At 42.9% G+C, this 23,674-nt stretch carries 14 protein-coding genes and 1 pseudogene; 6 read left to right on the top strand and 9 right to left on the bottom strand.

The genetic code is table 11. The features are described from left to right. Positions 1-63: 63 nt before the first annotated feature. Together ACPYIV_RS03080 and clpB are read right to left on the bottom strand one after the other, a co-directional pair. Positions 64-2,151 carry a retropepsin-like aspartic protease gene (locus tag ACPYIV_RS03080; protein WP_425885475.1) on the bottom strand — a complete coding sequence of 696 codons (2,088 nt, stop codon included), beginning with the start codon at positions 2,149-2,151 and terminating at the stop codon, positions 64-66. Between the two features lie 211 nt (positions 2,152-2,362). Beyond that, positions 2,363-4,951 carry an ATP-dependent chaperone ClpB gene (gene clpB, locus ACPYIV_RS03075; protein WP_293731999.1) on the bottom strand — a complete coding sequence of 863 codons (2,589 nt, stop codon included), beginning with the start codon at positions 4,949-4,951 and terminating at the stop codon, positions 2,363-2,365. Between the two features lie 593 nt (positions 4,952-5,544). On the opposite strand from clpB, the gene ACPYIV_RS03070 reads away from it, so the two are divergent. Beyond that, positions 5,545-6,903: a transposase gene (locus ACPYIV_RS03070; RefSeq protein WP_425885473.1), complete on the top strand. Its 1,359-nt coding sequence runs from the start codon at positions 5,545-5,547 to the stop codon at positions 6,901-6,903. A 187-nt stretch (positions 6,904-7,090) separates the two neighbouring features. Here the strand turns inward: ACPYIV_RS03070 and ACPYIV_RS03065 are convergent. Together ACPYIV_RS03065 and ACPYIV_RS03060 are read right to left on the bottom strand one after the other, a co-directional pair. Beyond that, positions 7,091-7,255: pseudogene (locus ACPYIV_RS03065) on the bottom strand (ADP-ribosylglycohydrolase family protein); the annotation flags it as partial. A gap of 12 nt (positions 7,256-7,267) precedes the next feature. Next, positions 7,268-8,317 (bottom strand): linear amide C-N hydrolase, encoded by a 1,050-nt coding sequence (locus ACPYIV_RS03060; RefSeq protein WP_370648502.1) that lies wholly within the window; start codon positions 8,315-8,317, stop codon positions 7,268-7,270. Positions 8,318-9,320: 1,003 nt separating this feature from the next. Between ACPYIV_RS03060 and ACPYIV_RS03055 the strand changes: the two genes are divergently transcribed. Next, positions 9,321-9,785 carry a hypothetical protein gene (locus ACPYIV_RS03055; protein WP_293731997.1) on the top strand — a complete coding sequence of 155 codons (465 nt, stop codon included), beginning with the start codon at positions 9,321-9,323 and terminating at the stop codon, positions 9,783-9,785. A gap of 2 nt (positions 9,786-9,787) precedes the next feature. Beyond that, entirely contained in the window at positions 9,788-11,554 is a 1,767-nt protein-coding gene (locus ACPYIV_RS03050; RefSeq protein WP_293731996.1) for a C13 family peptidase, read from the top strand. 126 nt (positions 11,555-11,680) lie between these two features. Here the strand turns inward: ACPYIV_RS03050 and ACPYIV_RS03045 are convergent, their stop codons facing one another. Beyond that, entirely contained in the window at positions 11,681-13,948 is a 2,268-nt protein-coding gene (locus ACPYIV_RS03045; protein ID WP_425885471.1) for a TonB-dependent receptor domain-containing protein, read from the bottom strand. A gap of 579 nt (positions 13,949-14,527) precedes the next feature. Between ACPYIV_RS03045 and yaaA the strand changes: the two genes are divergently transcribed. Next, entirely contained in the window at positions 14,528-15,292 is a 765-nt protein-coding gene (yaaA, locus tag ACPYIV_RS03040; RefSeq protein ID WP_425885469.1) for a peroxide stress protein YaaA, read from the top strand. A gap of 63 nt (positions 15,293-15,355) precedes the next feature. Here the strand turns inward: yaaA and ACPYIV_RS03035 are convergent, their stop codons facing one another. Both ACPYIV_RS03035 and ACPYIV_RS03030 read right to left on the bottom strand, forming a co-directional pair. Beyond that, complete coding sequence (locus tag ACPYIV_RS03035; RefSeq protein ID WP_425885467.1) at positions 15,356-16,660, bottom strand: DUF5723 family protein; 1,305 nt, start codon at positions 16,658-16,660, stop codon at positions 15,356-15,358. A 136-nt stretch (positions 16,661-16,796) separates the two neighbouring features. Continuing rightward, on the bottom strand, positions 16,797-17,807 hold the full coding sequence (locus ACPYIV_RS03030) for a DUF4621 domain-containing protein (protein ID WP_293731992.1): 1,011 nt from the start codon (positions 17,805-17,807) through the stop codon (positions 16,797-16,799). A gap of 254 nt (positions 17,808-18,061) precedes the next feature. Here ACPYIV_RS03030 and ACPYIV_RS03025 point away from each other — a divergent pair, with 254 nt between their 5' ends. Continuing rightward, positions 18,062-19,123, top strand: a complete 1,062-nt coding sequence (locus ACPYIV_RS03025) for a 6-bladed beta-propeller (protein ID WP_425885465.1) — start codon at positions 18,062-18,064, stop codon at positions 19,121-19,123. Positions 19,124-19,196: 73 nt separating this feature from the next. Here ACPYIV_RS03025 and ACPYIV_RS03020 read toward each other — a convergent pair whose 3' ends face one another. Together ACPYIV_RS03020 and pheT are read right to left on the bottom strand one after the other, a co-directional pair. Then, a complete protein-coding gene (locus ACPYIV_RS03020) occupies positions 19,197-19,931 on the bottom strand; it encodes a YebC/PmpR family DNA-binding transcriptional regulator (protein ID WP_293739758.1) in 735 nt (244 codons plus the stop codon). 45 nt (positions 19,932-19,976) lie between these two features. Continuing rightward, a complete protein-coding gene (pheT, locus tag ACPYIV_RS03015) occupies positions 19,977-22,439 on the bottom strand; it encodes a phenylalanine--tRNA ligase subunit beta (RefSeq protein WP_425885463.1) in 2,463 nt (820 codons plus the stop codon). 360 nt (positions 22,440-22,799) lie between these two features. Between pheT and ACPYIV_RS03010 the strand changes: the two genes are divergently transcribed. Next, the gene (locus ACPYIV_RS03010) at positions 22,800-23,612 is read left to right on the top strand and encodes a class I SAM-dependent methyltransferase (RefSeq protein WP_293739810.1); all 813 of its coding nucleotides are present in this window, start codon (positions 22,800-22,802) and stop codon (positions 23,610-23,612) included. The last annotated feature ends 62 nt before the right edge of the window (positions 23,613-23,674 follow it).

The following is a 23,674-nucleotide window of genomic DNA, read 5'->3' as shown; positions in this document are numbered from 1 at the left end:
TACGTATTATTCATGAATGAGCAATAGATGGAAAATAAAATTCAGGATAAAAAGCATTGTAAATCACATTCCCAATTTCATGTGCTCCAGATCGAATATGACTTTCACATCCGGTTTACATAAATCCTGCAAAGAGATTTCCTGGGCATAAGGGACTGGTGATCCGATAGAATAGCCTTTCCCGCTCTTTTCCGATTCGCGAAAACAAAACACATAATTAGAAAGCAAAAGAGGGAACTCTTTCGTAACCTTATGCTGTTGCGGATGCCGGTAAAGTTCAATCCGGTTATTACAAATCGTAAACTGGGGAAGAAGCCGGAGTATATTATTACCCAACACAAGACCTTCTTCATCTCTGATTTCAAACTGGGCATTCCGGATCACTAAATCGCCCAGAGTCAACTCCGGTGCTATCGCCATATACTCCTTACCCCCTCTTGCCGCCGGATTTTCAAACTCGATCACCTGCATTCCCAGTTTCACCGCCTCGGCTTTCGAAACAGTCGAAACGCCTTTGTCAGGTGCAAAATACAGTTTACAAGACTTTACTCCTATCCTGGCCGGAATGGAAAAACCGCTGCCGTCCCTGACGGCATTCAAGATCACCTGTTCCTGTTTCCAATCAAGCTGCTGGGCGCCGAAAGATTCCAGAGCCACACATTTATTATAACTGCCCGCCATATCCGGCATGGCCCGGACACAAATATTCATCAATTCGCCGGCCTCTTTATAATATCCCAGATAAGCCAACGATGCCGCCCTCAAGTTCAGCACGAAAAGAACACCTCCGCCAAGCTCCTGCTGATATTTATTTAACAAACTATCCGTGTACCGGATCGTACAATCGTAATCATTCTTCACAATTCCCCAATAAGCCCGGGTCAGCCACCGTCCCATTTCGTCCGAGGTCTTTTCCAGCCAATCGAGTTCGGCATCCAGTCCTAACAGATTATTACTGTTGATATAATCCGAATAACCGCTTCGCTGACGATAGTTTTCACCGGAAAAACGCATCCGTTCCAAATCGAGTGTACAAGTCTCAAAACCCTGAAAGAAAGGGAATCCCAAAAGTGCGGATTTCAGTAAATCAGGATTCGTAGTACAGGTATTACTGAACCGTACCGGATAACCGCATACATCCATCACTTTCGTCAATGCCGAATCAGTCGTATTCGAAAAACTGACCTGCCCTCCCGTATCCAATAAATAAAGCCGTTCCCCGAATGGCAAATAAAGCTGTCCTGCTTCTGAAAAACAAATATTCGGATCAAGCGCTTTCTTCCCTCCTCTTTTCCTGATGGTCAGATTGCCCAATGAAAATTCAATATCCGCCACTCCACGCAATTCTTTCATTCCGAGAATGGCATCATGTCCGGAAAAGATCGGATCGTTTTCGAGCAAAGAGACATGAACAGCCGTGTTATGAAAGGTTATATTCCCCAACCGGAGTGACTTTACCAATCCGGTCGTTGCTTTCGACACACCAAACATACTTTGTACCGGTATCGTATCACCTATTAGTTTCACACCGCACTTACGAGCCGCTTCGATCGTCAGGAACGTAAAAGGGGCACCTGTATCAAATATAGTCTCCGAAAGTCCGGTCCCGTCTACATTCACAGACAGCACCAACGGATAGGTGCAACTCACCGGGACGGTACAGGCCGAATCCGGAAAATCCATCCGGAAGTCAGGCACACCTGACAATCCTTTTATCGATTCTATCGTACAAGGGAAACTCCCTTTTTCTTCCATCTTACGGCAAAAGGCCTCGTCACCGGAAAGCTGATCCCACCAGGCATACAAATCCTTATAACGTCCTTTTTCAAACAGTTTCTCTGCTTTGACACAACTATAGGCGAATTTATCATCTTCCGTACACGCTTCCGGGTACAAGGCCAGCAACGAATCCACACTCCGGATCATGTCGTCCGCCCGGTTCAGATAATAGTATAACGAAATTTCAGTTTTCAACCGCGTAGCCTCATCCATCACAGCAGCCGAATTTTTATACAAATTCCATAATTTAACAGCATTCCCATACCCGTCTAAAAGCTGTATTTGCGAACGCAGAGATGAATCAGTTTGAGAGAAAGCAGCCAGAGAAAGACTGGCTAACAAAATTAGAATGATAGATTTAAGTCTTGTCATATTCAAAATCTATTTTTAATGTTTTTCTTTTACTTTAATTATCAGACAAAAATAGATATTGGCTCCGAACCGATCAGCAAAAAACAATCCATTTAGCGTTAAGCAGTGTTAAGCAACGTTATCTACTGTTATCCGCAGGAAATAGAAAAAGCCCCGCCCCTTATGGGAGCAGAGCCTTTCACATAATATATATCAATCAAACCATCTTCGGTCAGTTCTTAAAGACCAGGTTGGAACCGTCACTGTCGATTGTGATCGGATGGTCTTTGTTGATCTTTCCACCCAGCAATTCTTTGGACAGTTCGTTCAGGACATACTTCTGGATGACACGTTTTACAGGACGGGCACCAAACTGCGGGTCGAACCCTTTGTCCGAGATAAACGCCAGAGCTGCATCTGTAAATTCCAGGGCAATACCATTCTGGGCCAACATCTTCTTTACACTATTCAACTGAACGGTAACGATCTTGCGGATCTCTTCTTCGTTGAGCGGCGTAAACATGATGATGTCGTCGATACGGTTCAGGAACTCCGGACGGATCGTCTTTTTCAGCAATTCCAGCACCTGGATCTTCGTTTCATCGACTACCTGATCGTGTGTTTCGGGTGTCATCTTCTCGAAGTTTTCACGGATCAGGGACGACCCCATGTTGCTGGTCATAATGATGATCGTGTTCTTGAAGTTAACGACACGTCCCTTGTTATCGGTCAGACGTCCGTCGTCGAGCACCTGCAAGAGAATATTGAATACATCCGGATGAGCCTTCTCGATTTCATCAAACAGAACGACCGAATACGGTTTGCGGCGGATAGCCTCCGTCAGCTGGCCACCTTCATCATATCCGACATATCCCGGAGGTGCACCGATCAGACGGGTCGCGCTGAACTTCTCCTGGTATTCGCTCATATCGATACGGGTCATCATATTCTCGTCGTCAAACAGATATTCCGCCAACGCTTTGGCCAGCTCTGTTTTACCGACACCCGTCGTACCGAGGAAAATAAATGAACCGATCGGTCGTTTCGGATCCTGCAAACCGGCACGGCTACGGCGTACGGCATCAGCGATAGCACTGATAGCCTCCTCCTGCCCGATCACACGCGTATGCAATTCGGATTCCAGATGGAGCAATTTTTCCTTTTCGCTCTGCATCATCTTGCTGACAGGGATTCCGGTCCAACGAGACACCACATCGGCAATATCTTCGCTGTCCACCTCCTCCTTGATCATGGCGGCGGCACCTTGCATCGTCTTCAGTTTCTCCTGAACTTCCTTGATCTCTTCCTCCTTCTGTTTGATCTTTCCGTAACGGATTTCGGCTACTTTTCCGTAGTCGCCTTCACGTTCGGCCTTATCGGCTTCAAACTTCAGGTTTTCGATATCGATCTTATTCTGCTGGATCTTGTTGATCTGCTCTTTTTCGCTTTGCCACTGCGCCTTCTGTTTCGTTTCTTCGTCCTTCAGGTCGGCAATTTCCTTATTGAGCTGTTCCAGTTTTCCTTTATCGTTTTCACGCTTGATCGCTTCACGTTCGATTTCCAACTGTTTGATACGGCGGGAAACTTCGTCGAGGGATTCCGGCACAGAGTCGATCTGCAAACGCAGACGGGCTGCGGCCTCATCCATCAGGTCGATCGCCTTATCGGGCAGGAACCGGTCGGTGATGTATCGTGTAGACAACTGGACGGCTGCGATAATCGCATCATCTTTGATACGTACCTTATGGTGATTCTCATATTTCTCCTTCAAACCACGCAGGATGGAAATGGCATCCAATTCGTTCGGTTCGTCTACCATAACAATCTGGAAACGACGTTCGAGCGCCTTATCCTTCTCAAAATATTTCTGATATTCATCCAGTGTCGTCGCACCGATCGACCGCAATTCGCCACGGGCCAAAGCAGGTTTCAGGATATTGGCGGCATCCATCGCACCTTCGCCCTTACCGGCACCGACCAATGTATGAATCTCATCGATAAAGAGAATAATTTCCCCATCCGATTTAGTCACTTCGTTGACTACGGCTTTCAGACGTTCTTCAAACTCACCTTTATATTTGGCTCCGGCAACCAAAGCGCCCATATCCAAAGAGAAAATCTGTTTCGATTTCAGGTTCTCCGGCACATCGCCCCGCACGATACGATGTGCAAGACCTTCGGCAATCGCCGTCTTACCAACCCCCGGTTCGCCAATCAGGATCGGATTGTTTTTCGTACGGCGACTCAGGATCTGAAGTACACGGCGGATTTCGTCGTCACGCCCGATCACCGGGTCCAACTTGCCGCTACGGGCACGTTCGTTCAGGTTGATTGCATATTTACCCAGCGCATCGTAGGTTTCTTCGGCCGACTGGCTGGTTACCTTATTTCCTTTCCGCAACTCTTCAATTGCCTGGCGTAATTCGTTTTCCGTCACACCGGCATCTTTCAGAATCTGGGAAGCTGTGCTTTTTTCCGTGAACAAGGCCAAAATGATCGGTTCCAGAGAAACGTACTGGTCCCCCATTTTGGATGAATAGTCGATTGCTTTCTGCAAAACGGCATTTGCTTCACTTGACAGGTAAGGTTCTCCGCCTGATACTTTCGGCAGCGAACTGATCTGTGCATCCAACACACGGTTCAGATTCTGGATATTGACACCCAGTTTCTGGAAGATGAAATTGGTCACACTTTCGCCCGTCATAATGACACCTTTCAGCAAATGTACGGCTTCGATCGCCTGCTGCCCATTCTGAGTAGCAAGTTGCACCGCCTGCTGAACGGCCTCCTGTGCTTTAATTGTAAAATTGTTTAAATTCATATAGTTATACTCCTTTCTATTCTATTTTTATTTCTAATTTTCATATATATTCCTACAAAACAAGTACCAGAAACAAAATATGCCATTTTGTCACACATTTTAAAACATTGCGTTTAAAGAGTCTGCCGAACAGTCTCGTTTCACGTTGTTTTTATCTGCTTTCGGGAAAAGAACAAGGCGGCAGGGAAAAAGGTTTACTTTTTGGCTGAATCCGTAAGTAACTGTATTTCCATCTCTCGCATAGGGTCAACTCCATACGATTTTTACAATAACCCCATCTTTAAGGGGCTATTTTTAAAGCGTTAATAATCAACATTATAATATGTTTAAGATTATTAAAAAACATTACCCGCAGTAGTAATTCTATTTTTATGGGGTAGAAAATCAATTTTCATGCGATACTGTTTCGATTTAGACTACCGGGTATTTTCAGATTCTATACAATAAGTAGGGATATTCAGTAAATCCTATAAAATTAGCCAACTAATTCATACTAAAAGTATTGCGAATTAGTTGGCTTTTTTGTATCTTTAGGTATTCCCCCGTAAAATACGGTTTGACGGCCAAAACGGGGGAAATATCCACACTAAGATATGGCGAAGATACAAAATATTTCAGAAATTCACCCTACTTTAGGGTTTACAGAATTCGATATTCTGGAAAAATATCGTAAGAGTTTTCATGCGAGTGAACTTGGCAGTCTTCATTCCGTGTTTCCGTTCGAGAGCATAGCCAAAGAGATAGGCCTTTCACAATCCCGCTTGGGTCGCAGGAACAGTTTCAGTCCTTCCTCGAAGATAGCCCTTATGGTACTGAAGGCTTACACCGGATTCTCTGACAGGTTATTGGTAGAACATCTTAACGGAAACATACACTATCAGTTGTTCTGTGGTATCATGATAGACCCGTCCTGCCCTATAACGAACTACAAGATAATCAGTGCTGTCCGTAATGAGATAGCATCCCGTCTTGACATCGACTCCCTTCAGAAAATCCTTGCCTCACACTGGAAGCCTTATCTTGAGAACCTTCACGTATGCATGACCGATGCCACATGCTATGAAAGTCATATGCGTTTCCCTACGGACATGAAGCTCCTTTGGGAAAGCATCGAATGGCTCTACCGGCATATCCGCATACATTGTGGGCAACTCGGCATAAGGCGTCCCCGTAACAAATATGCGGATGTTGCGGTATCCTATCTATCCTATTGCAAGAAAAGAAAGAGGAAGGCTTCAAGGACAAGGATGCTGAGGCGTCGCATGATCAGACTCCTGGAAAAACTCATCATACAACGGGATGACATTCACAGAGAATACGGCTCTTCACTCACATATACACAGGATTATCAGAAGCGGCTTTCCATCATCAGAAAGGTCCTTGTACAGGAAAAGGAACTCTTTGAAGGCAGGAAGGTCAGTGACCGTATTGTCAGTATTGACCGTCATTACGTACGCCCTATCGTAAGGGGCAAGGAGGTAAAATCTGTAGAGTTCGGCGCAAAGGTTAATAACATACAGATAGACGGGATCTCGTTCATCGAGCACGTCTCTTTCAAGGCATTCAATGAGGGCATACGCTTGAAGGATTGTATCCGTATGCATCAGAAGTTGATGAATGTAAGGGTCAGGTGTGTGGCCGCCGATTCCATATACGCCAATAATGCCAACAGGAAGTTCTGTACAAAATATGGGATATCAACCTCCTTTGTACGCAAGGGAAGGGCCGCGAAGGATGAGCGGGTGAGGAAGGTTCTCAGGAGTGAACTCTCAAGGGAAAGAGCCACCAGGCTTGAAGGCAGTTTCGGTACGCAAAAACAGCATTACTCGCTATCGAAAATCAAAGCACGGAACAGGAAAACAGAAATCCTGTGGATTTTCTTTGGAATACATACGGCAAACGCCATATTGATGGTTGATAAAATCAAAAACAGACAGAAGAGAGCTGCATAGCATAAGTATAAAGAATCTATTAGAAGAAGTCCCAGGCTTCTTCCGGAACATCGTGCCCGAAAGGAGAAGATTTTAGGTCAGAGAGAAAAAATTGATAATAAAAATGGCATATGAGATGATATGAACAAAGCATCTTCATATGCCATTTTATGTTTTTAAAGACATTTACTGAATGTCCCTAAGTACAATAATACGGCGGATTCGTTTCGCAAAGGCATTGCCCGAAACGTGCCCCATAACCATCCATCGGGCACGGGAAACCCCGGTCGTAACGATGCATAACTTGTACGAGATTTCCCCCATACAATAGCCAGTCGGCCACAGCGACCGTCATAATCATATCATCCGTATAATACAAAAGTTTTTATATCCCAAACAGAAAATGAAGCGATTTCCCTGCCTGAAACTTTTCGGCGGCATTGCCTGCATAAATCTCTCCGTTCGTGAGCGTCAGCTTCTTCACCGGAGCTCCGGCCCTAAAATCCAGGTCTTTGAAATTAATCCAGAAAATATCAGGACTAAGCGTCGACTCAAAATAATACACTTTATTCTTTTGATCCGATACTGTACGCCAACGGGTTGAAGCGATATTGGGTTGGTCGGGAATAGAGATTCCCAGGGGAACCGAAACATTACGCATCACACTGAAAACTCCGGCGACAGCTTGCCGAAAATTACCGGTTTGCGGCAGTGCCTGGATATAGAACGACGCACGGACAAAACGGTCGGAGGCACGGTTTGTTCCGGGTAGCATGACCAGGCCGCCAATCTGTTTCCAATAATCATTCAAGGTCAACTGCTTGTCATAAGTTGGTGAATTGGTCATTATCTGGCATTCGCGTCCCTCGTGAATAATCAGATTACCATTGATGTATTCAAAGATGGCACTATTACCGGTCGCGTCCGAAATTGAAAGATGCAAAGTCGATTTTGCCCCGTTTGGTAAATCCGGATCATCGATACGGAAAATTTCACGGCTCAGTTCATTCACAGCTTCGTCTACCGTCGCAAAATTGTCCAGGACATATTGTGTCCAGATGCTCAGCCCCATTACCGGTCGATTATCATTCGGACGATGATAGGAAGATTCGGTCAGAAAAAGCAAGTTCGCCACCAGTCCTTTTTCATTCATGCCGTCACAAACCCCGATATCATACCCAGCCGTCACAACGCTCCCGTATTTGGAAGTCCATGTAACCGTATTGTCCGTAATCCCTCCCCGTTTCTCCATCCCCCGCGGGAAAAGATAAAGATTCGACTGCGGATCTTCTTTCCAATCCATCGTCCGCCCCGTCACGATCATATCATCCGGTCCCAGATAGACCGCACGTGTACAAGCGTTGCTTTGCCCTGCAAAAAACATTGTGCCTAAAACGACTGCTGAAAAGGCGACCAACTTACTTCTTTTTGTCATAACTATAAGTTTTTAAAATATCTATCAACTATAATCATAACAGGAATGCAAGAATGATAGTTTCAGTTAGTCAGAACAACTTGTAGCAGAACAAAAATAAACAATAACCCCTCTTTGTAACATTTTTCTATTTCATCGAAAATTCCGGTTCATTTTGTTCATACATTTTGCTCGGCTTTGGCATTTAAAAACTGACAACAGGCATCATAAAGCAGGCATCTCATCCGTATTCCGTTTTTATTTTGTCTGTTTAAATGTAATAAATGTAACAATGTGGTAAATCTTAACTCCCGGAGAATCGAATATTCACGGACAAAGCCGGATCGTTCCCGTTTATGCCAAAGGTTTTTCCCACTTTTTTCCTGTGAGGTGCGCTGTTTTTTTCCGTGAAGACGGTCGTCATTGTAGTGAGGTGCCGAGATAGTCAGTAATGACGACCGTCTTCATGGAGAGGAAGTCCCTTGTCAGCGCGATGAAGACGGTCGTCGTCGCAATAAACCGGCGAATAAATAAAAAAAGCCGTTTTTTACCATCTAAAAAGAAACTCCCGAATAGTGTCGCCGTAAAGGTATCCAAATGTGAAATAATCTTTTATTTACAATAAGGGATGGATAATATACCAATATACTAATTGAGGAATGCGAACTTTCTAACTCTGTATTTAATTACGAACGGCCACCTGATATAAACAAATGCAAGTTCTCACTAATTAAATGTAAAATAATGACTGACACCCTTTTTAATATTAAATTAGTGATAATAGTTAAATAACAAAAAAATCACAGAAGAAAGAATCACAAAAAATTTCTTTTATAAATAAGTATTCCTAACTTTAGACAATTAACCAAATAAATATGATTCTTAATTGCAAATGCACAAATATAATTTATAATCATTGTCATAAAAAACGACGGTTTAAGCAAGGAGGGTAAAATAGCCGTGCAGATATTAGCACTTTAAAATCAACATAAATTAATTAATTTTTTTATAAATAGTGAGCAATATGAAAAAAATATATCTATTTGCAGGAGCTATCCTTACTTGGATGCTTTCTTTTTCTTGTCAGAATGATGAAAATTACACAGATAAACCTTTACTGCAAAATTTATCCTATACGGAATGCGCTAAAGAACTTAAATCTGTGTTTGATAACGAATATGCCGAATGTTCATTTATCGATACTCATACCATGCATATCACCCTTTACAACGCAAATATAAATTGTGGCGTTACTAATATTAAGGGCATAGCTAACTTAGATGAAAATAAGGTTATATCAATTACATTACAAACAACAGGCGAGTCTGCAAATTGTATCTGTGATCGAAATATAAGTTTTGACATCAACAAATTAACAACTGGGGTAGATTATACGATTCAGATAAAAGAATTATCTATCTCGTTCAAGGTCTCGTTTAAGGAAGATATGGAAATTACAAAAGTTAATAATATCATCAATGAAAATTAGTTATGAAAACAAACATTATTTTAACCATATTATATTTGAGCTTTTGTTGTCATATAACAAATGCTCAAATAACAGAACATGAGGCTTTCAATATATTAGAAAACAAGGTTATTACCAAATCACTTGATAGTCTTGAAATATTTGTGACTAAAACATTATTGCCTAACAACACTGAGGTAACAAGTTATAGCAATACAATATTGAAAACCACTGAAGATTCGTGGATGTTTTTTATAGATGAGCAACCTTTTGAAAATTGGTCTCATCAATGTAAATATGTATTCATTAACTCCAGTGAGAATTTTAAAGTTGTAGAAGCAACAATGTTTCCTACATATCCTAAAATGGTAGATTTGGAGATGATTAATAGCCCAAGTGCTCTTTATAAAAAATCTGAGCCTATCATACCATATCAAACATCATTATCTTTACAGGACGAGATACAACCACGCTATATTGCCAATAAATATGCACTTATAATAAGTGGAGGTGTTAATTCTAACAATAATCATGAACGCTATTGGAATGACTGTTCTTCTATTTACACAACACTCGTGAAAAAATACTACTATTCTGCTTCAAACATTTATGTTCTTATGGCAGATGGAACTGATTCTGGAGCTGATTTGAAAAAAACAGATGGAACATTTATATCTTCTCCTTTGGATCTGGACGGAAATGGTACTAATGACATCAAATATTCAGCAACAAAAGCAAATTTGAGATTTGTATTTTCTGAACTTGCAAACAAATTGACCCCCAATGATTTATTGTTTATTTATACTATGGACCATGGTGGATTTAACAGCAATGGTTCTTATTTATGTTTATGGGGTAATTCAAGCGAATATATGGATGTTTCTGAATTCACATCATTGGTTAATCAGATTAATGCAAAGGCAATCAATATTGTGATGGGACAATGTAATAGTGGTGGGTTTGTTGAATATTTTAAAGGTAATTCGAAAGTAAGTATTACTACCGCTTGTAAAAAGGATGAATCTTCATATGCTATGTCAAATCTGAAATATGATGAATTTGTATATTATTGGACAGAAGCATATAATAATACACTATCTGTCCATTCTAATTTTATATCAACAGAAAAAGCTTTTAATTACGCTAAAAGTCATGACACAAAATCTGAGACACCTCAATTTTACGCATCTAATTTTAATTCGACAAGTGTATCAATAAATGATGTTTGGACTGAAGTTACAGGTTTTGTGAACTTCAATGGCAATGGATCATCACATTTAACAAGATCTTTTGATGGAGCTATTGGAACAATTCCCATTAAAACGACTTATCCGATAGAAATTGTAATTACTCATCCGAATACTCCTATTTCAACCAACTGGAGTGTATCGAATATTAATGATATAACACAAATTGGAATACCAAACAGCACAAATACATTTTACATCAAAAGTAATGCAACTTTCCCTGTCATTGTTAATTTAGATATGCCAAATTATGAGCCGATATCATTCCGTTTTGTATTAGACTCCTCAAAGTCTTTCAAAGTTGCATTGGAAGGAGCAGGAACAAGTCTAAATGTAGAAATTGATGAAAACTCTTCAGCTCGATCTCTTCAGTCAAAAATACCGACCTATGAAATCTATAACATTAACGGCACTAAAGTAGCAAATGGAAAACTACCTGAAAAAATCAATTCAATTAATACCAGCAATTTTCGAAAAGGTATTTATGTTATAATTATTAATAGTAATAACGATAAATTTGAAAATAAATTCACTATTTCATAATATTTAAATTTGAATACGGGCTACTTATATAATGAAAGTTGCTCGTGTTCTTTTTTAATCTCATCTTTATTTAAAGTAGCATCTAAATTCCATACAGTAATATTTTTATAAAACCTTCCGAACCAACTAATGTCCGAATCTTGAAGTATCGACGTTCTTGATTGCTTTCTTCTTATAACCGCCGAAGCGGTAGCTGAGATGGAGAATGAATGCGCGTGAATAGAAATCGTTGTTCATGTCCAGATATTGCCCCTTGAAGCGGACCTTCAGATTCGGCATGCCAGAGTTCAGGATATCACTACAACGGACGGACAGGCTTATTCTGTCGTTGGCAAAATTCCATTTCAACCCGGCAGTGAGGTTATAGATTGTTTCAATGTCGAAAGTTCCCTGAATCATTGGAGTTTGCACACTTCCCATCAGTTCGATAGCAAGAAACTTATTTACTTTGAAAGTGTTGTCCAGTGTACCACTGAACATCCATTTCTTCCGGTTAAAAGGGATATCGAAAAAGTCGTCGCAACGCTGGTGAACCTGCATGCCGACCAAAGTAAGCCGTGAATCCAGCCAATTTCCGGCTTTAAAAGGCAATATGACGTTTGCCCCCCACATCTGCATATAGTTCCAGTTCATATTCTTATAGATTAAAGCCAACCGGTCGATCGATTGATAGCCTGCCTGCACGAAATAATCGGAAGAATGCATGAGAAACAGGCCGAAGATATATTTCTGTTTCCATATATAATTACCATTCAGATTATAGGTTGTCGACGGTTTCAATCCCGGCGTCCCCCAAAGCTCGGTATATCCATTCAGATGGCTGACGGAAGACTGCATATCCCAATAGCCCGGATAGGTCTTATCCGTCGATAACGAAAGTTGGAACAGATGTTTGGGAGATTTGACATACGTCAGGGATGCTTGCGGATAGACCGCCCATTTACGATAACTGCCGATGGTATAATATTCACCTGTGGCGGAGACAGAAACCGACGTCCCTGTTTCATAGTTTTTACTCAGGGAGACATAGACATCGGCAGTCTGTTCGCGAAGCCGGGAATCCGTATTTTCGGTCGGGATATCGCCTGTGACCTTATCATAGGTTTGGAAGTCACGGTCTTTCGCAAACCGGTAGGATACTCCGTAACCCAAATCCCATTCTTTAGCCAAAGAACGCTTCCGGTCAGCATAAATAGAATACCGGTCGATCTTTTGACCGCCGGTTATAGAGAAACGGCTTTGACCTCCATCCGCATAGTCCGCATGCAAAGTCTGGTTATTATCGGATGTATAATGCGTGTAATCACCACCTACTTCGAGTCCGGATCCGGAATGATATTGCAACGTGACGTTGTGCATACGGGTTTCGACATATTTATCGACATTGCTTGCTTGGAAATTACCGGAGGTCAGGCTATTGCTATGCTGGTCAGGAGTGAAACTGCCGGTATAAGCGATATTGAGATTGTCCTTATCATTCAGATTATATTCGAACGCAGTCCTGAGATTGTGGTTCCAATACTTCATACGTAACTGCTCGTTTTGTCTGATATCGTACACTTGATTTTTCAATGTATGCCTGGAATAAAGATCCATATATTCCATCTTTTTCACATCATTGGCTCCATACATGACATCAAAGGCCATCTTAGGCGTCGATAAGCGGAAATTGGCGTTCGCCCCGCCGCTATTGAAATATTGGTTTGTGTAATCAGCGTTAACTTCTCCCTGGAAAGAATAATCATTCGAACGTTTCAGGACGATATTGATCGCTGCTCCTCTGACATGATATTCGGGAGGTGTGCTGTACATGACTTCCGCCTTTTCCACCCGGTCCAACGGAGTATTGCGCAAAAGCGTCTCGAGTTGCCCGCCATCCATCGTTGTCGGTTTTCCATTCAGGATAACGGTCAGGTTTCCCGTACCGGCCAAAGTAAGTTCGCCTTTACTCTCCATTACACCGGGGAGCTTAGTCAGAGCCTCGTACGCATTATTCACCACTCCGTCGCCGGCAAGAACGGACAGATCATATCCCAAACGTCCCTCTTCCACCTTCACAAAAGGACGTTCCGCTTTTACCACGACCTCATCCAAAGCATAATCCTGCGGATCGAGCTGAATGACACCGACATCTCTGCCCTTTCCTGTGATTTCTTTAGTCTTATACAAGAGATGTTGTACGATCAACCGGTATTCTTCCGGCTGGCTATCCAGCACAAAGGCTCCATCTTCATTTGAAATAGAGGCGTTTATATAAGTAGAATCGATTGTCTGTAAAACGATGGTCGCACCGTCTACCGGCTGATTTTTAGTGTCCGTAACCTTTCCTGTGATATTCTGTGCCTGCAAGGAGACAGCATAGAATAATAGTAAAATACCGATTCCGACTTTCATATAATATACAGTTTGTATTAATTTCCACTCACCCTAACAAGGGGTATTCATCACTCACCGGGCACAATTACATGCCCATCATTTCCTAATACGCCGTAAACATACGAAATTAGTATAAAAGCCGAAGCCATTTTATCCGTTTACTGCCATTTCATTAAAGAATCTTATCAAAAAGATGAGGTATTTTTATATGTAACTCCACTCTCTATCGGAGAAATATGGATGTCAGGGTTATACAAAATGATTGTCATTCCGTCCAAAAGGAAACGTGCCGATATACGTTTGTGAAGAGGTTATTTCATCAACATATGCTACTTTTTTGCAGAAAGCACGTAGAAAAAAAACGAAAAAAAACAGAAATGTTCAGAAACATCCGTCCTCGCCTTTTGCCATATGTGAACTACAAATGATGATTTACTAAAAAAAACCGTTGGTCCAAATCGAAACTGTAGCGCATATAATTGGTTTTTCTACCCCATATATCTCAAATTATACTTGCGGGTAATATTTTTTAAGAGACCCTTCACTATGAAAAAAAATAACTAATTTTACTGGCAGGAACCAAAGACATTCACAAGTATGCATATTATCTTATCCCCGGCCAAGACGATGACCGGAACATCCAAAATAAAAGCACCTGCCGGTACGACGCCCCGGTTCAACCAGGAAGCGATCGAGATAGCCTTGCACATGGCGCAATATTCCGCCGAAGAATTAAGCAGGATGCTAAAGCTCAGTCCCAAGTTGATGCTGGAAAGTTACAACCGTTTTCGGAATTTCCATTCTGCGGAACAAGAACCGTTACAGGCTCTGCTGGCTTATACGGGTGTCGTATTCAAAAATATCAATCCTAAAGATTTTACAGAGGCAGATTTCCGTTTTGCCCAGGATCACCTGCGGTTCGTTTCCATTTGTTACGGCCTTCTTCGCCCGTTGGACTTGATCAAACCTTACCGGATGGAATATGATGTCAAACTTCCCGAATTAGGAGAAGGGAATATGTACGCTTACTGGCGCACCCGGCAAACGGAACCGCTGATAGAAGAAGTGAAAGCCGACGATAACCTGCTGGTCAACCTGGGAAGTATGGACCTCCAACCTTCATTCGACTGGAAAAAGGTAGAACAATCCGTCCGCGTCATAACGCCGGATTTCAAAGTCTGGAAAAACGGCAAAACCGAAACGATCGTAATCTACGCCAAGATGGCACGCGGACAAATGACGCGTTACATCATTAAAAACCGGATTACCGATCCGGAAGCATTAAAAGGCTTTACCTGGGAAGGGTTCAGGTACAGGGAAGATATGTCCGAAAAAGACAGGTGGGTGTTTTTACAGGATTAAAAAAAGAAAATGTGCCGGAAACAGATAACCGGTCCGGCACATCCTCTAACTATAATTATCTCTTTACATTTTACCTCTCAAAGGCACACTAATCCCCATATAAAGATTCGTTGCATTTCCGCTTACCGGAATGAATTGAGGCGTTACCTTCGTAAACATATAATCGGAACCGATAAAGAAGTTGATCCATGACGGAGTGAAGTTCAACGCCAGGCCGTATGTTTTAAACTTGCTATGAATAAAAGAATAGCTCAGTACCGCTTCAAACCATTTGATCGGACGATAATTGGCGGAAACGGTCAGTTCCGTGTAAGCCTTCGGGGAATATAGACGCGTAGAGGACAACAAGCCGAAACCTAACTTGTTTTCCAGCATACGGTATTCACCTCCGACATTGATCGTCGAACGCAAACGGCTGGTACGGCCTTCCGATGCTTTCTGTGTGAAATGGAACAGGTTCTCAAAGTCATTCTTCATTGCATCGAACTGTTCACCCATGCCCTGCGAGCCTTCAGCGACATGATCACCGATTGCCAGGTCGAAGCCATCGAAATCAAAAGTCCCGTTCACTTCGCCAAAGGTATTGCCGCTCTTGTTCCAGCTTACAAACCCCAGATCCAGAACAGCTGCCGATAATATGATATTTTCCGTCAACTGGTAAGTAGCCCCTAAATCGACCCCCATACCGAACCCGCTCAGCCCCGGACTGTCGAAGTCGAAACTGCTGATATATTCGCGTCCCTGTTCATCGGTTTCCATCTCCGGAACCAGACCTTTCATAGAGGCGCTCATGGTACCGGTCGACGTTACCGACCATTTCGTGTCGTTCATCACCGCATGCAAATGTGTAATATTGGCATCCATCGATCCGACACCCAACAGCAGTTTCACCTTACCGCCAACCGTCAGTTTTTCTGTGATCGGGCGTGAATAGCCGACACCGGTTTCCAGATAGGACTCTGCATAAGCCGAGATATCCCGGATATCATAAGCCGTCCCCTCGGCAGTGTTGCCCCGTTTCATAAACTCGAACATCGTTTTCGGTACCCGTACATTTGCCAGGCCTTTCAGCGAGACATCGACTGTCCAGAACCCTTTTCCGGCATACCAACCACCGGACAGTATTTGCGTCCCGAACTCTGCATTTATCTGATTGTTATCTTTGAGATTATTCAGAAAAGACTCCGTATTGACAGAGTTATCCATAAACGTAACGGTTTTGCCGTTCTTCGGGAATAAAATATTATCGACAGCAATACCATTGGTCGTATAAGAAGCATTGACAGCTCCCAGGACAGGAATGGAAACATATCCTCTCTCAGGACGGAAAGCCGGATTCAAAGCTGTACGGGCCGGAGAATTCTCCATAAAATAAGCCGTTCTCAACTGCTGGGCAGATCCAGATATTACGGTTAGGCCGAATAAAACCGAAGCCAGTAATATTCTGGCTGATTTAATATATGTAGTATTCATTTTCTTAGCACAAAATAGATTGGTAAATCGATTAAATAGAAATGCCTCCTGCTTTCTTCAACTTTAATTTCATCGAGATCGTCTGACCATCCTTCAAGGTTTCCGGTTTCTCACGACCTTTCAGATGCATTTTGAAATCAATGTTGCGGGCTGTTGCCATCTTAGGCATATTTTCGGAAGTAATTTCGAAAGAGACATCTCCGCTCGCTCCTTTTACATCCTGCAAAGGAAAAGATATATCCAATTGGCTACCAGACTCATCAAGGATAAGCATTTCGATCGTCAGGTCAAAAGGCATTTCATTGGTTACTGTGCCATAGATGGTTGCCGTACCGCCCGAGAATATGTAATCGACAAACGACTCGTCGAAAGCATCCTTGACATGCTCCGTCGTCACGGCTTCAAAATCGACAGCCGGAGCCAGAGGAGCTTCGAAACGGTAACGGATATTCGATAATGCACCCGCAGGAAGTTGAGCCGCCTGTGCCCGGTTTCCCCATAAATGGAGTTCCAAGGTTTCGGGAACATCTTTTATCGCATCCGGCAATTCTTCATTCTGGCAGAACGTAAATCCGGCTGCAACAGAAGAAGCCTCCGGCCCTATCCATATATTCTGCGTCGCCGGTGAAAATGTAAAGAAAGAAACCGGTGAGGCCGGTTTGCCTTTAATATCCATACGGCAATCCAATGTTCCTTCCTTCAAACCGCTTTCCAACAATAAATGCGGATCTGCCAGACTCAACTTGAAACTTTCGTCGAACAGCCCTTTCAGATCCTGCAAAGAAATTATGCTGGAAGCCACAACCTCAAAACCTTCATCGGCCCGCAAATCATTCTTTCGAGCCTGCAATGTTCCTTCATAACGTGCCACATAACTACCGTCCGCATCTATTTTGACAGATGGTACCTTATACACTTTAATCACATCATCGACAGTGATAGCACCTGTGCCCAACGGGGCAACCCACTCGTCCCCCACTACCAGATCGTCGGTATCGATGTCCGATAAGTCGTACTTGCTATCCACACATGAAGTTCCCACACAACACAAGCATAGCACTAAAGATTGAAATAAAATTTTACCTTTCATTATGAAAAACTCTAAAGTATTTATTTTAAAATAAAGTCTAATCGATCGCAAAAGTATCTAAAAATATTTACCCGACCTTATATTTCATTCCTGAAATTCGGGTATTTAGGCTTATCCGTTTGTTTCTTACGATAAAATAGGAATCCGTATATTCAATAAATCACATAACAGAACGTTATTACTTAAAATGCTTTAAACATGATTTTATGAAACGAACCTTCAGCATACTATTGCTCATTTTACTGGTTACTTATGCCAAAGAAGGCTATGAACTGGTAACCCGGGAAGCCCCGGTAAAATGTTCCGTCACCGGTTCCCTATCGGACGTGGCAGACGAAGTGATTGCGATCCCTCTGGAAACAAACACACGATGCATACTCAGTCATGCCAAGCTGATCAAACGTGACAGGGATAACCTGTTTTTACTTAGCAACGGGCAGTTGTACCACTTCAACTGTTCCGGCAAATTTATCAACCAGATCACTTATAGCCACCCGTCTTACAAAAATAATATCCTGATATCCGATTATGTAATCGACCCTGTTCACCAACAGTTGATCGTTACCGATGACCGGCAGAACGTACACTATTATAATTACGAAGGAGAATTCTTAGGCAAGATCAACCTGTCGGAAAACCATTTATGCCGGTCGTTAGGCAAACTTGCCTATTATGATAATCATATCTGGACAACGGTCGACAGAACGATTCCGAGAGAAGAATACAATAATCAATTGTGCGTGGAGCAATGGTTGTATAAATTCGATACGACTTTCCATCCAGTGGAGGCTCGCAAGCTGGCGGCTGCCGAACTGGGACGCCTTACGATCGGCCATATGCTGGAACCGGAGGTGGCTGTAGCCAACAGACAGGTATATGTCCTGGCCCCTTCTCTCCAGCCGGACCTGCTTCTACAGGACACGCTCTATCTGATCAGCCAGAACAAACTAAATATTACAGACGATTATTCCTCTATCCTTCCCTTACGCATCGGTAGCCGTTTTCTGGTTTCGACACACTACAACCCGAATGCAGAAGACAAATGCTACACATTCTGTTATGACCGCAGGGAAAATCATGCTTATAATGTACAAGGCGGACTGGATGATAATTTCTACGGGACCGGGCGAATCCCTGAGTTACAGGCAATGGACGTATACAGCAATTCCTATTGCTATTCTAAAAGCAGCGAAGAGGTCAAACAATCATTTCCGGACCGTAAGGCCGGCGACAACCCGGTCGTTTTCATCGTAAAGCTGAAAGCCTGAAAAAAGAAACGCAGACAAATTTAAAATCTATCTGCGTTTCCCTGCGCCTTATAGTAAGCGAAAGACGGGTTGCTTATTCTTCGTCTTCACTTTCATCTTCCTTCATATTGTGGAACACGTTCTGAACGTCGTCGTCTTCTTCCAGCTTTTCAATCAATTTTTCGATTGCTTCACGCTGTTCGGCTGTTACGTCTTTCAGATCGTTCGGTATGCGGACAAATTCGCTACTTGTAATCTCGAAACCGTTTTCTTCGAGGTATTTCTGGATGGCGGAGTTCTGTGCAAATTCGCCGTAGATTACGACTTCGTCTTCGTCTTCGTCTAATTCGTCCACACCATAATCGATCAATTCCAATTCCAGGTCTTCCAGTGAGATACCTTCTTTTTTAGCAATATGGAATACGCACTTATGGTCGAACAGGAATTCGAGGCTGCCGCTCGTACCGAGCGAACCGCCGTGTTTGTTGAAATAGCTACGAACGTTTGCAACCGTACGGGTTGTATTGTCAGTTGCCGTCTCAACAAAAATAGCAATACCGTGAGGGCCGTATCCTTCGTAGTTCATCTCCTTATAACCGGAGAAATCCTTTTCAACAGCACGTTTGATAGCACGTTCCACATTCTCCTTCGGCATGTTCTCTTTCTTGGCATTCTGCATCAATGCACGCAAATGAGGGTTGTTCTCAGGATCCGGACCACCGGCTTTTGCGGCTATCGTAATTTCTTTACCTAACTTAGTAAATACACGGGCCATATTGCCCCAACGCTTAAACTTTCTCGCCTTGCGAAACTCAAACGCTCTTCCCATGATTTATGATCTTTATTTTTTAATTTTTAATTCTTAATTTTCAATTTATCTCAATTGTGCGCCTAACTTCTGTTCCAGGTTTGTCTGGATCTTTTTCATGATAGCATCGATCTGCTTATCATTCAAAGTCTTTCCTTCATCCTGCAAATAGAAGCTGACAGCGTATGACTTCTTTCCTGCCGGCAGATTCTTTCCTTCGTATACATCGAACAAAGCAACATCTTTCAACAGTTTACGTTCGCTATCCGTTGCGATCTTTTCAATTTCCGCAAATTGAACCGTCTTATCCAGCAACAAGGCGAGGTCGCGTTTTACAGCCGGGAACTTGGAGATTTCAGAGAAAGTAACCTTGCTCTTCTTGACTTCCTTCATCAACAACGTCCAGGAAAGTTCAGCATAGTAGACATCCGTGTCGATATCCATATCCTTACAGAGCTTCGGACTGACAATACCCATCGTACCCAACTGGCGGCCGGATGAAGTCGTAATGCTCAGACCTGCCGAATAAATATCATTAGCCAGATTACCGAAGATAACCTTCTGCAGGTTTACACCGAGACGGACCAGAATATTTTCCACATACGCTTTCAACTCGTATACGGAAGATTTTTCATCCGGATGCGCCCAACTGTTATCCACACGGCTACCGCTCACCCACAAGCCCAGACGGTAATCTTCCGAAAATTCGGCCAGCGTTTCACCTTCTTTCTTATGATCGACATTGTAATCGTAGCAGTTACCGAATTCGAAGAAACGGATATTACCGTTCTTACGTTTCGCATTATGTTCAACACTTTCCAAACCACCGAACAATAACGTCTGGCGCATACAATTCAGATCGGCACTCAACGGATTCATCAGCATCACACAGTGGGAAACCGGATAAGTGGAGAGATTATCATAGTAAGCCGAGCGGGTCAACGAGTTATTCAGAATCTCATTGAAACCACAGCCGCAAAGCTGTTCGGAAATCAGGTTCTGCAATTTATAACTGCGGTCGGTCGAAGTCTGATAGCTCAGATTTGACTTCACGTTGTCGCTGAACTCCACATTATTATATCCGTAAATACGGAGGATATCTTCGATCACGTCGACATCGCGTTGCACATCTATACGATATACGGGCACATCGATCACCAAACCTTCAGCCGTTTCAGAAACGATCTTCATTTCCAAGCTTTCCAGGATACTCTTAACGGTTTCAACCGGAATCACCTTACCGATCAACGTATTGACCTTCCCGTAAGTCAGTTCCACGCGATAGGGAGCAGCAGGAGCCGGATAGATATCCTGGATAGCGCCCGTAATCGTTCCGCCTGCCACTTCCTGAATCAACAAGGCGGCACGCTTCATTACTTCGACCGTCTGATTCGGATCCAGACCGCGTTCATAGCGGAAAGAAGCATCCGTGTTCAGACCGAAACGACGGGCTGTCTTACGAATCCAGGTCGGATGGAAAGTTGCAGATTCCAAAAAGACATTCTTCGTCTGTTCCGTCACGCCGGAATCGAGTCCGCCGAATACGCCGGCGATACACATCGGCTCTTCTACATTGCAGATCATCAGGTCGCGATTAGTCAACGTACGTTCGACGCCATCGAGTGTCACGAATTTAGAACCTTCTGTTGCTGAGCGTACCACGACTTTATCACCTTTGATCTTATCGGCATCAAAAGAGTGCAAAGGTTGTCCTACGCCATGCAGGATATAGTTTGTGATATCCACTACATTGTTAATAGGACGCAAGCCGATCACCTTCAAACGATTCTGCAACCATTCAGGACTTTCCTTTACGGTTACGCCTTTGATCGTAATTCCTGAATAGCGCAGGCATGCTTCCGTATTTTCAACGACTACTTCGATAGCCGGAGTTTCATCATCGATCTTGAAAGCGTCCACGCTCGGACGTTTCAGGTTGGCAGGCTTACCGTTCTGTTTCAGGTAAGCAGCCAAGTCGCGGGCTACGCCGAAATGGGAAGTGGCATCCACGCGGTTCGGCGTGATATCGACTTCCAGCACGTAGTCGCTCTTTACATTATAATATTCTTTGGCCGGGGTACCGACTACCGCATCAGCCGGCAGCACGATGATACCTGCATGATCCGTTCCGATACCGATTTCGTCTTCAGCGCAGATCATACCGTTCGATTCAACGCCACGGATTTTGGAGCGCTTGATCGTAAAACATTCGTCGCCATCATACAATTTAGTACCGTTTACAGCAACAACCACTTTCTGCCCGGCAGCCACATTCGGTGCGCCGCAAACAATCTGCAGGGGTTCTGCGCCGCCTACATTCACGGTTGTAATATGAAGGTGGTCGGAGTTCGGGTGTTCTTCGCAAGTAAGAACTTCACCGATGACAAGCCCTTCCAATCCGCCTTTAATAGTTTGAACTTCTTCTACTCCGCCGGTTTCCAAACCGATAGAGGTAAGTGCTGCTGCTACTTCATCAGGCTGTAAATCAAAATCAAGATAATCTTTCAGCCAATTGTAAGATATATTCATCGCTTTAAAATTTATTCAGTAAAGAGACGGGCCATCCGGCCCACGCCAAATTGACGGGCAAAAATACAAATAATTATTTAAAATATGGGGCAATAGCAAAATGAAAATAAAGTTCCATGCCCGTGAAACTAAAATTCCATGGGCATGAAAGAAAAATTCCATGCCGGCGAAATTATATTCAATAACTTTTGTATCTTTGCGACATGACAAAGACATTTAAATCGGATTTGGTTTTGTAAACAATCTGTTTCTTCCGATACAGATTGTCCTCTCGTTAGCTCTCGGATAATACCTTTTCGAGGGTGATTTTCTATTATTATAATTCAAGTTTAATCGATGTACAATGATGAAGGCATTGTTATGCTTTCCGTGTACACAAAATACATTAAGACAATGAGTAACGAAAATAAAACTATTCACGATTTCGAACTGAATTTAATCTGCGACTTCTTTTCCAATATGGAACGGCAAGGTCCCGGAAGTCCTGAAGTGACGCTGAAAGCATTGAGCTTTATAGATAATCTAACCGACAAATCCCTTATCGCCGACATCGGCTGCGGGACAGGCGGTCAAACAATGGTATTAGCAAAGCATACATTAGGACAGATTACCGGCCTCGACCTCTTCCCCGGCTTTATTGATATCTTCAACCGCAATGCGAAACAGCTTGGGTTGCAAGACAGGGTTAAAGGTATCGTCGGCTCAATGGATAACCTTCCTTTTCAGAAGGAAGAGTTTGATCTGATCTGGTCGGAAGGTGCTATTTATAATATCGGCTTTGAACGTGGACTGAAAGAATGGCGTAAGTATTTGAAAACAGGTGGATATATCGCCGTTTCCGAAAGTTCGTGGTTTACAGACGAACGTCCTAAGGAAATCAACGATTTCTGGGTAGATGCATATCCTGAAATAGATACGATTCCCAATCAGGTTGCCAAGATATACAAAGCAGGATATTTGCCGGTTGCCACATTCATTCTGCCTGAAAATTGCTGGACAGAGCATTACTTTGCTCCAAAGATTGCAGCCCAAAAGATCTTTCTTAGTAAATATGCCGGGAATAAAACTGCCGAAGAATTCAGCGCACTTCAATCTTCTGAAGAAGTCCTATATCGCAAGTATAAAGAATTCTACGGTTATACATTCTTCATCGCAAAAAAGACCAAGCAGTGATTTATTTCCGATTCACCTGTAGAAATAGTTGAAATTAACCTCTATTCAAACAGTGCGGGTAT

This window comes from Parabacteroides vesiculifaciens (genome assembly GCF_049860805.1).
Classification (GTDB): Bacteria; Bacteroidota; Bacteroidia; order Bacteroidales; family Tannerellaceae; genus Parabacteroides.
The sequence above is the reverse complement of the archived record's forward strand: the minus strand, read 5'-3'. Positions and strand labels throughout refer to the sequence as shown.